Source organism: uncultured Altibacter sp., from assembly GCF_963972995.1.
Classification (GTDB): Bacteria; Bacteroidota; Bacteroidia; order Flavobacteriales; family Flavobacteriaceae; genus Altibacter.
In genome coordinates, this window is the sequence record NZ_CAXAXI010000018.1 from 1 (window position 1) to 16,651 (window position 16,651).

15 protein-coding genes are annotated in these 16,651 nt (G+C 43.7%); 8 read left to right on the top strand and 7 right to left on the bottom strand.

Annotated features, from left to right (window positions below):
- The first annotated feature begins 53 nt into the window (after positions 1–53).
- Positions 54–701, top strand: a complete 648-nt coding sequence (locus AACZ11_RS08720) for a hypothetical protein (RefSeq protein ID WP_290626390.1) — start codon at positions 54–56, stop codon at positions 699–701.
- A gap of 82 nt (positions 702–783) precedes the next feature.
- On the opposite strand, the gene AACZ11_RS08725 is transcribed toward AACZ11_RS08720, so the two are convergent.
- The gene (locus tag AACZ11_RS08725) at positions 784–1,425 is read right to left on the bottom strand and encodes a protein-L-isoaspartate(D-aspartate) O-methyltransferase (RefSeq protein ID WP_290626397.1); all 642 of its coding nucleotides are present in this window, start codon (positions 1,423–1,425) and stop codon (positions 784–786) included.
- Positions 1,426–1,610: 185 nt separating this feature from the next.
- Here AACZ11_RS08725 and AACZ11_RS08730 point away from each other — a divergent pair, with 185 nt between their 5' ends.
- The 7 genes from AACZ11_RS08730 (at position 1,611) to miaA (ending at position 8,748) form a co-directional block, all read left to right on the top strand.
- Positions 1,611–2,579: a Gfo/Idh/MocA family oxidoreductase gene (locus AACZ11_RS08730; RefSeq protein WP_290626388.1), complete on the top strand. Its 969-nt coding sequence runs from the start codon at positions 1,611–1,613 to the stop codon at positions 2,577–2,579.
- A 9-nt stretch (positions 2,580–2,588) separates the two neighbouring features.
- Positions 2,589–3,476: a 3-hydroxybutyryl-CoA dehydrogenase gene (locus AACZ11_RS08735; RefSeq protein WP_290626386.1), complete on the top strand. Its 888-nt coding sequence runs from the start codon at positions 2,589–2,591 to the stop codon at positions 3,474–3,476.
- Between the two features lie 117 nt (positions 3,477–3,593).
- Positions 3,594–4,832, top strand: coding sequence for a DUF1015 domain-containing protein (locus AACZ11_RS08740; RefSeq protein ID WP_290626384.1), 1,239 nt, complete (start codon positions 3,594–3,596; stop codon positions 4,830–4,832).
- A gap of 27 nt (positions 4,833–4,859) precedes the next feature.
- Positions 4,860–5,513: a YggS family pyridoxal phosphate-dependent enzyme gene (locus AACZ11_RS08745; RefSeq protein WP_290626382.1), complete on the top strand. Its 654-nt coding sequence runs from the start codon at positions 4,860–4,862 to the stop codon at positions 5,511–5,513.
- A 14-nt stretch (positions 5,514–5,527) separates the two neighbouring features.
- Positions 5,528–6,922 (top strand): exonuclease domain-containing protein, encoded by a 1,395-nt coding sequence (locus AACZ11_RS08750; RefSeq protein ID WP_290626392.1) that lies wholly within the window; start codon positions 5,528–5,530, stop codon positions 6,920–6,922.
- Positions 6,923–6,965: 43 nt separating this feature from the next.
- Positions 6,966–7,844 (top strand): ion transporter, encoded by an 879-nt coding sequence (locus AACZ11_RS08755; protein WP_290626380.1) that lies wholly within the window; start codon positions 6,966–6,968, stop codon positions 7,842–7,844.
- Positions 7,831–8,748, top strand: coding sequence for a tRNA (adenosine(37)-N6)-dimethylallyltransferase MiaA (miaA, locus tag AACZ11_RS08760; RefSeq protein ID WP_290626378.1), 918 nt, complete (start codon positions 7,831–7,833; stop codon positions 8,746–8,748). Before AACZ11_RS08755 ends, miaA begins: the two co-directional genes overlap by 14 nt.
- A gap of 36 nt (positions 8,749–8,784) precedes the next feature.
- On the opposite strand, the gene AACZ11_RS08765 is transcribed toward miaA, so the two are convergent.
- From AACZ11_RS08765 to AACZ11_RS08790, 6 genes are all read right to left on the bottom strand, one after another.
- Positions 8,785–9,501: a response regulator transcription factor gene (locus tag AACZ11_RS08765; protein WP_034257642.1), complete on the bottom strand. Its 717-nt coding sequence runs from the start codon at positions 9,499–9,501 to the stop codon at positions 8,785–8,787.
- A 3-nt stretch (positions 9,502–9,504) separates the two neighbouring features.
- Complete coding sequence (locus AACZ11_RS08770) at positions 9,505–11,070, bottom strand: HAMP domain-containing sensor histidine kinase (RefSeq protein WP_290626372.1); 1,566 nt, start codon at positions 11,068–11,070, stop codon at positions 9,505–9,507.
- Positions 11,071–11,142: 72 nt separating this feature from the next.
- Positions 11,143–11,733: a dephospho-CoA kinase gene (coaE, locus tag AACZ11_RS08775; protein ID WP_290626370.1), complete on the bottom strand. Its 591-nt coding sequence runs from the start codon at positions 11,731–11,733 to the stop codon at positions 11,143–11,145.
- Between the two features lie 18 nt (positions 11,734–11,751).
- A complete protein-coding gene (locus AACZ11_RS08780; protein ID WP_290626368.1) occupies positions 11,752–12,699 on the bottom strand; it encodes a YbbR-like domain-containing protein in 948 nt (315 codons plus the stop codon).
- 25 nt (positions 12,700–12,724) lie between these two features.
- Positions 12,725–13,726: a glycosyltransferase gene (locus AACZ11_RS08785; RefSeq protein ID WP_290626366.1), complete on the bottom strand. Its 1,002-nt coding sequence runs from the start codon at positions 13,724–13,726 to the stop codon at positions 12,725–12,727.
- 71 nt (positions 13,727–13,797) lie between these two features.
- The gene (locus AACZ11_RS08790; RefSeq protein ID WP_339832173.1) at positions 13,798–16,611 is read right to left on the bottom strand and encodes a T9SS type A sorting domain-containing protein; all 2,814 of its coding nucleotides are present in this window, start codon (positions 16,609–16,611) and stop codon (positions 13,798–13,800) included.
- Positions 16,612–16,651 lie beyond the last annotated feature (40 nt).

Sequence of the window (16,651 nt, forward strand, 5' to 3'; positions counted from 1 at the left end):
TCTGAAATATATCCTATAAAATGAAGTATCTTTCCTATAAAATAAGTAATATCATGAAAAACACATTCCTATTTGCGCTTATACTGTGCCTAAGTCTAACCAGTTTTGCCCAAACAAATAACTTTGCCGTGACATACACCCTCACCATCAACGCTACCGCGGAAGATAGTGAAATGATGGCGCAAATGATGCAAGGATCAACCATGATCCTCGCCAGTGACGGTACATCAACCTACATGAAGAACAGCATGGGTATGATGGGCGATCAAGAAGTGCTTGTAAATTCAGAAACCAAAGAAATGACCATGTTTATGTCCGGTATGATGGGGAATATGGCCTTTCAAGGCAAAAGTGATGCCTTGGGAGAAGAAACTCCAAACAGCGGAAAGGTCACCCTCATCAATGAGACGAAGAAAATCCTCGGAAGGAAATGCAAGAAAGCCATCGTTGAGGATAATGAGGGGAATACTTCAGTCTTTTGGTATACCGAAGATATCATACTACCGAAGAACTCCGAGAACATGCCTACCGATTTACCCGGTCTTGCACTGGAAATGATCATTAGTACAGAAGGGGTCGATATGACCTACACCGCTACCGACTTGAAAGAGGATATATCTATGAAGAATTATGCCATTAAAATTCCCGAAGGTGTAGAAATTCAACCACTGGATGCCATTATGAATATGGGGAAGATGTAAGTTGGTGAGGGGTGAATGGTGAATGGTGAATGGTGAATGGTGAAAAATAATTCCTTATTCCAGATTTTTTACTGCTTATTTATTATTCCTTATCCTCCAGCAACGGCACAAACCGAAACTCTCCGTATTCCTCTTTTTCAAATTCGGTATCATCGGTCCGCGTAAAGACGGTCATGATTTGGACGTGCTCCCCCACGGGGATCACCAGCTTCCCGCCTACTTTCAGCTGTGCTAACAGGGGTTTTGGCACAAAGGGTGCCCCGGCGGTTACAATGATACCGTCAAAAGGAGCTTCAGACTCCAGCCCTGCATATCCATCCGCAAAAATGAGTTTCTTGGGTCGGTACCCCAATTTCGGAAGAAAACGATTGGTCTTTTTAAACAGTTCGTTCTGCCGTTCGATGGAATAGACCACTGCGCCCATCTCTAGCAGTACCGCTGTTTGATAGCCACTACCCGTACCTATCTCCAAAATCTTATCCCCCCGCTTCACCTCGAGCAGTTCTGTTTGTCGCGCCACGGTATAGGGTTGCGAAATGGTCTGGTCTGCCGCAATGGGAAACGCCTTATCGACGTACGCATGATCCACAAAACCACTGTCCATAAAGAGATGTCGCGGCACCGCATTGATGGCCTGTAATACCACTTTATCCGTGATCCCCTTCTTTTTTAGGGTTTCAACGAGTCGTTTGCGCATGCCTTGGTGGGTAAACGTATCTTTCACTGCTTCGGATTTGGTCTTACAAAGTACGTAAAATTTATGCGTTTCTTCGGAAGGATTTCTTCTGAAAATAGTTTCTGAAGGCAACTTTACGTTGCTGAAACAGCTTCCATACGTTGTCGGACTAATTCAGAATGTGGCTTCGTATTTTCTTCTGAAACACCTACCTTTGTGAAAAACAAATGCCCATGCTAAAAGCAGGAGTTCTGGGTGCAGGTCACCTGGGCAAAATCCATCTTAAGCTTCTTCACCAGTCTGAAAAATACGAACTGGTAGGTTTCTTCGACGCCAACCAAGAAGCTTCCGCCACAATAGAATCGGAATTAGGGTATAAGAGCTTTCCCTCTATGAAAGCCCTTATCGATGCCTGTGATGTCGTGGATGTGGTCACCCCTACCGTATATCATTTTGAATGTGCCAAACAGGTCATTGAGGCCGGCAAGCATCTCTTTATCGAAAAACCTATTACCCATACCGTCGCTGAAGCCGAAACCCTGCTTGCGTTGGCCAAACAACACGGTGTGATGGGCCAGGTGGGTCATGTAGAACGTTTTAATCCGGCATTTCGAGCGGTCCATGAAAAGATCGAAAACCCCATGTTCATCGAAGCACACCGCCTTGCGGAGTTCAATCCGCGTGGAACCGATGTTTCTGTAGTTCTGGATCTCATGATACACGATATCGATGCAATATTGAGTGTGGTCAAGTCCAACGTAAAGCACATCAATGCCAGCGGCGTATCTGTCATTAGTGAAACTCCGGACATCGCCAATGCGCGAATCGAATTTGAAAATGGTTGTGTAGCCAACCTTACGGCCAGTAGGATCTCGCTTAAAAAGATGCGAAAGGCACGGTTCTTTCAACGGGACGCTTATATCTCTGTCGATTTTTTAGATAAAAAATGTGAGGTGGTTAAGATGAAGGACGCCCCTGAAGATGCCGATGATTTCGCAATGGTCCTTACAAACGCCGAAGGTGTCAAAAAACAGATCTATTTCGACAATCCGAAGATCGATGCCAACAACGCCATTTTGGATGAATTGGAAACCTTCGCCGATGCTGTTTCCAACAACACCACACCTATTGTCACCCTCGCGCAGGGAACGGAAGCGTTGCGCGTAGCCATGCAGATCATTTCCAATTTTAAAAAAATATAAACAACGAATATGAAAAATATAGCAGTCATTGGTGCCGGAACCATGGGGAATGGAATCGCCCATACCTTCGCACAATTCGATTACAAAGTACAACTCATTGATGTTTCACAAGCGTCTTTGGATAAAGGAATGGCAACCATCACCAAGAACTTGGATCGCATGGTAGCCAAAGAGACCATCACCGAAGCCGATAAGAACAAAACCCTTAAGAACATCACCACATATACCAACTTGGAGGAAGGAGTGGAATACGCAAGTTTGGTTGTGGAGGCCGCTACTGAGAATCTGGATTTGAAATTAAAGATCTTCAAGGACCTCGATACCTTCTGCCCGGACGACACGATTCTGGCGAGTAATACGTCCTCTATTTCCATTACACAGATCGCGGCTGCTACCAAACGACCTGGCATGGTGATAGGCATGCACTTTATGAATCCGGTTCCTATAATGAAACTGGTAGAGATCATTAAAGGGTATAGCACCAGTGAGGAGACCTTTGCTATTGTGAAGGAACTTTCAGAAAAATTGAATAAGGTACCGGTAGAAGTGAACGACTATCCCGGATTTGTAGCTAACCGGATCCTCATGCCCATGATCAACGAAGCAATAGAGACCTTATACAATGGTGTGGCCGGCGTTTCTGAGATCGATACCGTGATGAAATTGGGGATGGCACATCCCATGGGCCCCTTACAGTTGGCAGACTTTATTGGGTTGGATGTTTGTTTATCCATCCTTAAGGTGATGTATGATGGCTTTAAGAACCCGAAATACGCTCCGTGTCCGTTATTGGTTAATATGGTCATGGCCGGAAAGCTGGGAATCAAAAGTGGTGAAGGCTTCTACGATTACAGTGAAAGCCGAAAGGCCGAGACCGTAGCGGCAATGTTTCGGTAGAACGTATGCGTATGCAGAGGAATCCTGATACCATGGTGAGCACCTTGAGCACAGGTTTGAAATCTACATGTGTGCAGTCCCGTTCTTTTATTTCGCTTTTAACACTTATCTAAAAAAATGGCAACCATACTTCCATTCAGAGCAGTTCGACCCACCAGAGACAAAGTAAGTCTGTTGGCGGCACGGTCCTATGACAGTTATACCCCTGCGCAGGTGGAATCACGCCTGCGGGACAATCCGTTTTCTTTCTTACATATTATCAATCCCGGCTATAAATACCAAAAGGAAATAGAAGGAGAAGAAAGATACACCTTGGTGCGAAACCGCTATCAAGAATTCAAGGAAGACGGTATCTTTATACAAGACGAAAAAGCTTCGCTTTACATCTATAAGATCGTAAATCGCGACGGACTCGAATTTAACGGATTGGTTGCCGCCGCCAGTGCACAGGATTACGAGAGCGATGTCATCAAAAAGCACGAAGACACCTTAGAATACAAAGAGACTATTTTTGTAAAATACTTAAAGACCGTTGGCTTTAATGCCGAACCTGTACTCCTCACCTATCCCGATCATGATGAACTTGCGAACCTCATCGAGTCGGTCATGCAAGATCGAGCCGAATATGAGTTCACCACTACCTACCGCGATACCCATTATATGTGGAAGGTAGACGATGCGGTCTTGGTGAAACGCATCACTGCTATCTTTGGCGAGATGGAAACACTCTATATTGCCGATGGACACCACCGGTCTTCCTCTTCCTACCTCTTGGCAAAAGAGCTTCAGTCCGAAAATAACGCGCATACCGGAAAAGAAGCCTATAATTACTTTATGAGCTATCTCATTCCCGAAAGTGACTTGAAGATCTACGAGTTCAACCGCTTGGTCAAGGACCTCAACGGTTTGACCAAAGAAGAATTTTTGATCAAATTGGATGCGCTTTTCCGTATTGAAAATCGCGGACAAGAATATTACAAACCTTCCAAGAAGCATCATTTTAGCATGTATCTGGATGGAGCATTCTATTCGCTGTACCTTCGGAAGAATAATTATTCCATTGAAACCGCTTTGGATGCTTTGGATGCTCAAATCCTGTACAAAACAATACTACGTCCTATTTTAGGGATTGAAGACCTTCGCAATGACCATCGTATTGAGTATTCCCACGGCAAGAACGATCTCGCCTATGTAAAAACTGCCGTCGACCGAGGCGATTTTAAAGTAGGTTTCGGACTGGTACCTGTTGATACCGAAGAACTGAAGCAGATCGCAAATGAAGGCCTTAAGATGCCTCCTAAGAGTACCTATATCGAGCCCAAGCTTCGGAGTGGGGTCACCATATATGAATTTTGATAGAAAGAAGAACGTTGAAAAGCTTGTATGAATATTTCAGAAAACATTACACAACTTAAACAAAAGATTCCTTCCCATGTCACTCTGGTAGCGGTCTCTAAGACCAAACCGGTCGCAGAACTTATGGAAGCCTACAACGCCGGACAACGCGTTTTTGGTGAGAACAAGATCCAAGAGATGGAAGAAAAGTGGCAGGAAATGCCTAAAGACGTGCAATGGCACATGATTGGTCATGTACAGCGAAACAAAGTAAAATATATGGCACCGTTTGTAAGTTTGATACATGCGGTGGAGAGCGAACGATTGCTAAAGGAGATCAACAAACAGGCAAAGAAGCACGAACGTGTGATCGATTGTTTGCTTCAGATCAAGATCGCCGAAGAAGATACCAAGTTTGGCATGGATACTGCTGATGCCCTAGCGCTGCTCACTTCAGAAACCCTAAAAAACTTTACGAATATTCGTGTGGTAGGGCTTATGGGAATGGCTACCTTTACGGAAGATGAAGCACAGCTTACAAGGGAGTTTCAACAGTTGAAATCCTTTTATGATGCCCATAAAGAACGCTATGGCTTTCATACCCTTTCTATGGGAATGAGTGGCGACTATAAGATCGCCATCGCTAATGGCAGCACGATGATTCGGGTGGGTAGTGCGATCTTTGGAGACCGAATTTATTAAATAACGCAAATAGAATTTACAGAATACGAGTGTACGCGATCTTAGATATAGAAACGACCGGAGGAAAATACAATGAAGAAGGGATCACTGAAATTGCGATCTACCGTTTCGACGGACAACGCATCGTAGACCAATTTAGTAGTTTGGTCAATCCTGAAAGGAAGATCCAACCTTTTGTAGTGAATCTTACCGGGATCAATACCGAAATGCTACGCAATGCACCCAAGTTTTATGAAGTGGCTAAACGTATTATAGAGATCACAGAAGATTGCATTCTTGTGGCGCACAATGCACAATTCGACAACCGTATTCTTACCACTGAGTTCGACCGGCTTGGATATCCTTTCGAAAAAGAAACACTATGTACTGTGGAGCTTTCCAAGAAACTCTTACCGGATCTTCCCTCCTACAGTCTGGGCAAATTGGTACGCAGTCTGGGAATTCCCCTAAGCGACCGTCACAGGGCACAGGGAGACGCCAAAGCTACACTTACCCTCTTCAAAATGTTGCTGGCAAAAGATACTTCCAAAGAGATCATAACAAAACATGTTCGTAAAGATCCCAAGCGACAGCTGGAGCCAAAACTTTTGGATATGATCGCCGCCGCACCTTCAACCACCGGCGTGTATTATATGCACAATGCCGAAGGGGATATTATCTATATTGGGAAGAGTAGGAACATCAAAAAACGGCTTACACAACACTTTACCAACGACAATAGAAAATCGAAAAAGATACAACTGGAAGTCACAAGTGTGAGTTTCGAAGAGACCGGAAGCGATCTTATTGCGCAGTTGAAAGAGAGTGAAGAGATCAAGCATAACAAACCTTTATTTAACAGAGCCCTTCGGAAGTCGATCTACAGTTACCAATTGGGCATGTCTATCGATGAAAAGGGATATAGACAATTGAAGATAGAAAAGGCAGATTCCCGCAAACAACCCATACTTACGTTTACTAACTACCAGCAAGCAAAGGCTGCCGTATACCGTATTACGGAAGAATATCAATTGTGCCAAAAGCTAACGGGGTTACATAAAACACAGCACAGTTGTTTTTCCTACGGGATTAAAGAATGTCAAGGTGCTTGTATAGGGGAAGAAGCAGTGGAGGCCTACAACGCTCGCGTACATACTTTTTTGGAAAAGAACAGTTATAAGAACAGCCACATGCTCGTTATTGATAAAGGAAGGGATGTCGACGAGCGGTCGGTGATCCTTATTGAAAACGGGAACTACAAAGGATTTGGTTTCTACAATCTCAATTATCAGATCAACAATCCGGAAATCCTGCGATCTATCATTAGTCCGATGAAGAATGATCGTGATGCGCAGCATATCATTCAAAGCTATCTGCGAAAATATAAGGTACTAAAAATTGTAAATCTGCCTAAAGAGCCTGCTATCTAAAGAAAGTTGTTTAAATTTAGGGCAGTACATAAATACGACCTCATTGGAATCACACCCAAAAAGAACCTGGAGAGCTAAGTTACACACCATCATCTATGAGGCCGATACGCCTTTGGGGAAGCTTTTTGATGTTGTACTGCTCATCCTCATCTTATTAAGTGTTTTGTTCGTGATGCTGGAAAGTGTCAGAACCATTGATGAAAAATTCCACGACATCCTTTATATTGGTGAATGGGTAATTACGATCTTCTTTACGTTCGAGTATATTGCCCGTATCATCACTGTCAAGAAGCCTACCAGCTATATCTTTAGCTTTTATGGGATCATCGATTTCCTGTCAACCATTCCGTTATACCTATCCTTTATACTGGTAGGGAGTAACTTTTTACTCACAGTAAGAGCATTGCGGTTGTTGCGGGTCTTTCGGATCTTAAAGATCACCCGCTACGTGGGGGAATCCAACAAATTGAAGAAGGCTCTCATAGACAGCCGACCCAAGATCTTCGTGTTCCTGTTCGCCGTTCTTATCATTTCGATCATTGCCGGAACATTGATGTACCTTGTCGAGGGCGAGGAAAGCGGATTTAAAAGTATTCCTTCCAGCGTTTATTGGTGTATCGTAACCCTTACTACGGTTGGTTTTGGTGACATTGCTCCGGTAACACCTTTAGGGCAGTTTATTGCGGCCATCATTATGATCATGGGATACGGCATCATTGCGGTCCCTACTGGCATTGTAAGCGCAGAATACGCCAAATCCATGGAAAAGAGAACGCAAGATGATCCGCATTATGTACATGTCAATACGCAAGTATGTCGTAATTGCGGTGCATCGCGCCATCGGGATGATGCCGATTTTTGTCATCGCTGCGGTAACCATTTACATCCCGAAGATATAATCCCCGAGGATGGCAACTCCTAGACCCTTACTTGTATGTGTCGTTGGTCCTACCGCCATTGGCAAAACAGCCTTGTCTGTAGCCATTGCACAAGAATTCAGTACACACATCCTTTCGGCCGATTCCAGGCAATTCTATAAAGAAATGACCATTGGAACAGCGGTACCTTCTTCGGAAGAACTCCTGGCTGCCCCACATCATTTTATTCAAACTAAGAGCATTTTTGATCCGTACAGTGTAGGTGATTTCGAACGAGAAGCACTGGAAACTCTGAAGCAATTGTTTAAGGAACATGCCGTTGTCGTCCTCGTGGGCGGTTCGGGATTGTATATCGATGCCGTGGTTCATGGCTTGGACGATTTTCCTGAGGTTCCTTCAGAAATACGGGAAACGCTCAATACGCTTTATGCAACGAAAGGAATTGAGCCGCTACAAAAGGAATTGTCACGCACAGACCCGGTGTATTTTCAGAAGGTAGACATCCACAATGCGCATCGTCTTATCAGAGCTTTGGAAGTGTGCCGCGGCACGGGACGTCCCTATTCTTCTTTTCTGAAAAAAGGGACTGTTGCGCGCTCATTTGATGTATTGTATGTTGGGTTGACGGCAGAGCGGTCTCTTATCTATGAACGAATTAACGCACGCGTTGATGCGATGGTCGCTTCGGGATTGGTGGAAGAAGCACGAGCCTTATACGCACACCGGGACGTGAATGCACTACAAACAGTGGGATACCGCGAACTGTTCGATTATTTTGAAGGAACACTGGATTTGGAAGAAGCCATTGAAGCGATAAAAAAAAACAGCCGGCGCTTTGCAAAGCGCCAACTTACTTGGCTACGGAAGAACGATGCGATCCATTGGTTCGATTTCCCTGTAGATCCTTCCGAAGTGATCCAACTTATTTCCATAAAAAAAGCCCGATGAACGGGCTTTCTTTACACTTATTCTTGTGGTCTTAAACTATTGATCGACCTCGTCCTTTACCACCAAACGGAATCCTTCTCCGTGAATATTGATGATCTCGACGCCGTCGTCCTTACTTAGGTATTTACGCAATTTGGCTATGTACACATCCATACTGCGCGAGGTAAAATAATTGTCGTCCCGCCAAATCTTGGTTAGGGCCAGTTCCCGCGGCATGAGATCGTTCTTATGCAGGGCCAAAAGGCGCAACAGTTCGTTCTCTTTTGGAGATAATTTTATTGGTGACTCCTTCTTATAGGTAAGGAAACGCAGTTTCGAATTGAGATGGAAATTACCTACGTTGAATTCAAATTGTTTGCTGTCGGCAATAGAATCAGTTGCCTTGCGCTGAATGATCGCTTTGATCTTCATAAGCAACACTTCGCTATCGAAAGGCTTATTAAGATAATCATCGGCTCCTACCTTATAACCTTTTAAAACATCTTCCTTCATCGCCTTAGCCGTTAGGAAGATAATAGGGACATCCTCGTTCTTTTCTCTAATTTCTTTTGCCAACGTAAATCCGTCTTTATACGGCATCATCACATCAAGGATACAAAGGTCAAAGTCGTCTTTTTTAAACTTTTCAAAACCTTCCATACCGTTCTTGGCATGTGTTACTTGATAGTCGTTCATGGCTAGGTAGTCTTTAAGTACCGTACCAAAGTTGGGATCGTCTTCTACTAAAAGGATTTTTTTGTTTTCAGTTTCCATAATTTAAGATATTAAGTGTAGTTTTAGTATAAATGTACTGCCTTTGCCTTTTTCACTTTCTACGTAGATCTCTGCATCGTGATCGTCTAAGATGCGTTTTACGTAAGCCAGACCAAGACCATGTCCTTTGACATTGTGAATGTCGCCGGTAGATTCTCTATAAAATTTTTCAAAGATTCGTTTCTGAACTGCCTTGCTCATTCCCATACCTTGATCACGAATCTTGAGAATGATACTGTTCTTTACATTTTCGGTATAGATATCGATCTTTGGAGTATCTTCTGAATATTTTATCGCATTGTCCAGTAAATTCACCACCACATTTGTAAGATGCGAATCGTTCCCTAACACTGAAGATTTTAAAGCGCCGAAATGGGTGGTGATGTAACCACCGCGATCTTCTACAATTAGTTCCACGTGTGCGATTGCGCTCTCCACGATGTCGTGTAATTTTAAACGTTCTTTTGGCAGATCCAGTTCATTCTTCTCTAGTTTGGAGATTCGCAGTACGTTCTCCACCTGTGCGTGCATCCTGCGGTTCTCATCGCGTATCATTCCCAGATACCGATTGAGAAATTCATGATCGTCCTTCACTTTGGGGTTCTTGAGTGCATCCAACGCCAAATTGATGGTAGCGATGGGCGTTTTAAACTCATGGGTCATGTTATTGATAAAATCGGATTTGATCTGTGATATCTGCCGTTGTTTAAATAATTGAGATAAGGCACTCGAATACGCCAAGATGATTACCCCCGTAAACACAAGAGACAGTAAGGCCATCCCTAAGATGGAACTTAGTACCTCTTGGCGTTTTCCCAAGAAATTTACGTGTAACGTATAATTTGCGTTCATTTCTTCATTTTCAAAAAGCGGTACCTCATACGTAGATTTAGGGTCCATCTTAAAATTTTTGGAGTGCACCTTCGTCGCCAAGTCATTGCTATACACTGCATATTCAAATTTCGAGGTCACTCCTCTATCCATAAGCTCCTTGCGCAGTTCACTTTCAATCTCTTCACCACTTACGCGTTTGTGAATAGGGGTCTTAGCCGATATATTTCTGAAAGCATCCTCAAACTGTTTACGCTCGTAATCCTTTAGCCTACTAAAGGATTCTATAGTACTCTTCGCCACATTGTTACTGCCATCCACTCCCGGAAGTAACTTGGTGGTACTTTTTTTATTTGTGATCTTCTTAAATCGAATGCTGTCTATTTCAGTATCCAAAAAATTTGACGACAACTTATAATCTTCTTCCAAGATACCGTCGGAAAAAATAAAGGTCTCATCGGTCCCGTCATTTCGTGTGGTATAGATCAATTCACTGAAATTTACATTGTCCGGTACGTCAATACTGTCTACATACCCACTATACACATTATAGTAATCCTCAACCTCACGAAGTTGAATCTTCGACGCCACCGCTATAAGAGTATTCCGAACGTTAAAACTAAACTGATCTTCCTTGGTTTGATAGGAGTTCGTGATCCAATACCCCTGAACAAAAATGATCCCCAGTAATGAGAGCGTCATTAGGGCGATAAGGATTGCGAAAAGCTTTTTGTTCATATCCCCAAATGTAAGATTTTAACATTTAGGCGACTTTCCATTTAACCAAATGTTAACAAAATGATTTGGCGATCACTTTTCCCTAGTATTGATAAGCCTTTCGTGGATTTGTTTCACCTGCGCTTGCGTAGCGCTCAGATCTGTATTTTCAATGACGAAATCGGCCAGAGGGATCTTTTTTTCATCCGACCATTGGTTGGCCATTCGTTGCTCAATTTGTTCGGCACTAGCAGTATCGCGCTGCAGGATTCTTTGGATGCGCGTTTCACGAGGTGCAATTACCAAAATTGTGAGATCACATTGTTTATAACCTTCATTCTCGAACAGTATGGCTGCTTCCTTAATGCAGTAGGGCCCCTCTTGGCGTTTGACCCATCGTTTAAAATGTGCTGCCACCTTTGGGTGAATAATGCTGTTCACCTGTTGTAATATTTTTGGGTCATTGAATATAATAGAAGCTACATAGGCCCGGTCAAGTTCCTCATTTGTATAAGCCTTTGTTCCTAAAAGTGCGATCAACCTCTTTCGGATAACCTTTGAAGTATTAGTGAGCTTTTTGGCTTCGATATCGGCAATGTATACGGGAATACCTAAATTTCGGAACATTTCCGCCACAGTGGTTTTCCCACTACCAATACCGCCGGTAAGTCCTATAATTTTCACGATTTTTAAGTCACTTTTTTATTGTTTGAAGACCAAATAATCGATCTTCTTTTCACTAAATTCTATATTTCGAATACTTGTCGGGCTTTCTTCAAGCTTGGGTATCATAAAATGTTCTTCCTCATTTCGTTCGGCAAAATCACAAATCAACTTAAATTGTTTCGGGTCGATCGTATTGAATTCGGATACAGAAACGATGAAGGTAATTACAATGCGTTCGGGAATTAGTTTTAATGTAATGCCATCCGGCAGATTGACCACCGTGATAGGGAGTGTCAATTCTTTTTGCGTGAACTCTTCAGCACGTAGCGAGATTCTAGCCTTTGTGGGGCTTAGTGTTATTTTTTTTTGAAGCGGTACTTTCAGTTCGATCTCCCTATCAATATTCGTATCAATATTTTCTAGCGACAAGGGTTCTGTCTCAATAAACTGAATGGAATCCAATTGAGGTGCCGGACCCGTAACTTGTACTGAATCCGGGGACATGCGCAATGAATCGGTAGTATTAAATCCTTCTTTGAAAGAGATGCTAACTTGAGGGCGTAACGGTACTTTCTTTGAGATCACCTCACTTAACGAAATACGCAATTCGTCCAAAGAAATATTCTTCACCAATACTTGCTGTTCCAACTGACCCGAAATAATCTTTGCTAGTTCAGTCTTGTTGATCACGGCCTGTCCCGCATTCGTTTTATAGTAATTACTTACATCAATGGTAACTTGAGGTCTTTTCAATTCATATAACAGAAACTGAAATCCACTGGCCGTAATGTCGAAGGATAACTCGGTAGGGTTATCATCTCCCAAAACCTGTGTCGCAGGGGGGTTCACATAATTCAGGGACGCACTTAAACTAGCAGTATACTCCCTTGAGAATTTAGTAAGGGACCAAAAAAGAGCCGCCAGCAAAAGAAAGAACAAAAAGGATTTTAGTTTGGCACTCTTGTATTTTTTCTTTTTCAGCATGGACGATGTAGGTATTAGCTCTAAATTACTTAAAAAATAAGTTCGGGAATTGTTTTTGCGGATCTCTTTTCAGCAACCGAATATAAAAAGTAGACCTCAAAAAAGAAATTCCGTAGCCAAAGAATTGAACAAAAAGCGCCACGACCGCTAACATCCCTATATGCAAACTCTTGTTTTTAAAGGTTGCATCAAAAAATAACAGTAATACATAACCACTTAATGGGATGATGAATTTCCAGTCCAGAAAAATTGATGCAACCAATGAAGCGATCGCAAACGCTATAAACAAAGAAGGTAACCAAAAAGTAACTTTAGCGGCATTTGGATGCCATGTCGTTAAGATAGGGCGCACCAACCCGAACTTTTTGACTTGAAGGTAGAACTTCTTCCAAGAGATACGTCTTTTGTGATAGACATATGCATTGGGTACAAAAGCTGTCTTAAATCCCTGCTTGCGAATACGCTGAGAAAGATCGGGGTCCTCCCCCGGGTGTATCTTGCCAAATCCGCCGGTTTGCTCGAAAGCTCGCTTAGAAATACCCATATTGAAACTTCTGGGTTCAAATTGCTGCACACTTCGTTCACTCCCGCGAATTCCCCCGGTAGTAAGAAAAGAGGTCATGACGTAATTGATCGCCTTTTGAAGGTCGGAAAAGCTTGGGTGTGCAGCATCGGCCCCTCCAAAACAATCGACATCATAAGTCGATAAAAAAGCGTCCACCGTAGTAAGATAATGAGGCGGTATAAGACAATCGGAATCGAGAATAATAAAATAATTCCCCTTGGCCTTATTCATGCCGTAATTTCTAGAATCTCCGGGTCCTGAATTCTCTTTAAAGTAATAGGAAATTGGTAAGGTCTCGCTGTATTCTTGAACGATTTTTTCTGAAGGAACCGTTGAACCGTCTTCGACGATCACCACTTCAAAAGGGATGTTTGTCACCATCTTTGAAAAGCTTTCCAGCAGTTCTTTGGTTTCCTCCGGTCTGTTATAGACCGGTATAATAAACGAATATTGACGATTCATTTGCCAAAGGTACTCAAAAAAAAAAGCCACTCGCGTAAAGCGAATGGCTTTTAAAACTAACTTGAAAAAAATTACTCCTTAATAATCTGGTACGTTCCAATCTGTCCGTTTACGGTTGCTTTCAGGATATAGGTTCCTGTAGCAAGTCCCGAAACATCCAATTGCGAACTCGTAGCTCCGATCTTTTGGTTGAGTACTGTTTGACCCAACATATTATACACCGCTACCTGCTCGATGGTATCCAACGCGCTCACCGTCAAGATGTCATTGGCAGGGTTCGGGTAGAAGCTAAAGCCTTCTATGCCGTTCTCATCCACACCCAGTAAGTATCCTTGGATCAAGATATCGGACGCTGCTCCTGTGTTCAATACAAACACATAGTACGCCTGTCCGGCTACCGTATTGATCGAGGCATTCACACCCGGACCACACTGGTTGGTTCCTTGTGGCACTAACGTAAGTTCTGCTTCGGTAGAACTCTCATCCGGAGCGGTATAGAACGTTACCGAACTTGCTCCCGCAGGGTTCAAAATCGTACAAGAGGCTCCTCCGTTGCCTTGAGAGACAAAGTTGTACCAAACTCCGTTGGCTCCGTCTATGTTACATCCCGTCGGGTTTCCGGCCTCTGTCGTTGCAGCAGGCATCGCCACATTAGGATCGGTATAAGGGAAGCCTATCTCATCCACATCTATAGAGTTGGCGATCATATCGTTTGGTGGCGGTACCGGAGTACAGTTCAGGTTCAACGAGAAGTCGCCCTGAGCGCTTCCAAAACCATGTACCAAGATATAGTAGGTCGTACTTCCGTCTCCCTGGAAGGCTACTTCCGACTGAAGACCACAAGTGTCGTCGTTGTCACCAATACAGGTCAACGTACCACAGTCTCCAGAGTACACTGTAAGCTTACTGTCGTAGCTGGTTCCACCATCACAAAGCGATACCACATAGTCGGTAAGCAATCCGCTGGTATCGGTAAAGGTATACCAAACACCCGGAGCGGTGATCGAGGTGTTACACACAGGAGCCGCAGCATCTAAGGTCGCAAAGTTGGTAGAACCTAAAATAGTCTGTCCGCAGCTAATGGTTTCGGCGTTGGCACATTCGTCATTAGCAGCAACCGGGTTACAAGTAACCGACATGGTAAAAGCACCGGAACCTGTTCCGAAGCCTTCCACGGCAATGTAATACGTGCTTACCCCGTCTGAGATAAAGGATACTTCAGACTGAAGGCCGCAAGCGTCATCGTTATTGACAACCACTGTACCACCGCAGGCATCGTATACCGTAAGCATCGAATCGTAGGAAGTACCGGTACACAAAGAAAGCGTCACGATCTCACCCACAACCGTTCCGGTAAATGAATACCACTCATCCGGAGAAGCGTTGAAGCCACCGGTATCGGTATTGTCGGCTGTAGTACCAACAACAATTTCTCCACAGGTTACAGGAGTTGCTCCTATACACACGTCGTTATTAGGTGGAGGTGTTCCTGCGATAGCCACGATTCCTAGTTCAGCACAGTTGGCATTTACCGGACCTAAAGCAGTAGCGGCTCCGGTTGAAATATCTACAGAAGCCCATTCATTGGCACCGCCGCCAATATAAGCACCCATATATAAGGTGTTGGTTGCTGGATCAAAATCGGCATCTTGTGCAAAGTTGATCGCAATACCTAAGGGTCCAATAAGGGTTGGAACCGCTGTGGTAACATCAATAGCGTAAAGGACATCATTTACCAATTCGGCCATATATCCATTTCCGTTATTATCGATTGCCAACCAGATTCCAACCTCACCGGGTAAAACAGCAGTACCCACAACTGTAAGGGTTCCGGTAGCAAGGTCTACAGTATAGATGGTATGATTATCCCCAGATCCTGTAAGTGCATACATGGTACTATTGCTATAATTCCAAGCCAGTCCACGCACTCCATGCCCTGCCTGAATATTTGTCAAAGGACCCACGGTTGTTTGTACACCGGTGGCCGGGTCGATAGAAATAAGGGAAAGGGTTACATTATCAAGCGCATATAAGTTTCCGGAACCGTCATAATCTCCTGCAAATAATTGTGCAGTTGAAGTATTCACTGTGTTGATGGTATAAGGTCCTCCCAAAGCGAAGGTTCCCATGTCGTCTGAACAAAAACCTGCGTCAAAGGCAAAGACCTCATCCATGCCGCCACCGCCGCCACTGTTAAGGACTTCTACTTCCCAACCACACGTGTTAACTACTGCAGTGGCACTAAACTCAAAAGTCAGTGCTCCGCTGGTTGAAGTAAAAACTGCAGATCCATTGGCTGCGATCATCCCCGCTAGTGTATCTGTATCTGCATTTAGGTTACTGTCGTATATTTGTGGGGAAGACGTATCCGGTCCATCGTAAATGTTCAGGAAATCGAAATTTCCAAAAACTCTAAAAGATAAAAATTCTACTTCCAGACCTGTCCCGGTTAGTGTAGTGGTCGTAACACATCCACAATTCGGATAATCTCCTGTGTTACCCGAAGATGTCGTAGCACAGTCTCCTCCGGGTCCTCCCGTGGTTCCATCAGACGGATCGTAAAAGAAGTCCCCTGTTGCAACAGCAAAGGTTTCGGTAGCACCTGCCGTAGGTATAATATTTGCTAAGGCATTTCGGTTTTGAGAGCTGTAATACGCATGGAGCATTTGTCGCTCTACAGCTGTGAACTGACTCGTATCAACTCCTGTTTGGTTTCCTTGAGCTGCAAGTCGCGCCAGAAGTTCATCAATACTAGGCGTTTCTTGCACCTGTGTTCGAAACAATTGTTCCTGTTGTAATTCGGCTTCAATCGCTGAAGCCGGTGTTTGCGCTATGGTAGTACCAAAAAGTAGCATGGTACATAACGCGATTGTAATTTTCTTCATAATGAAAAGTTTAATTAGTTACTATTTGTTTAAAGTTACT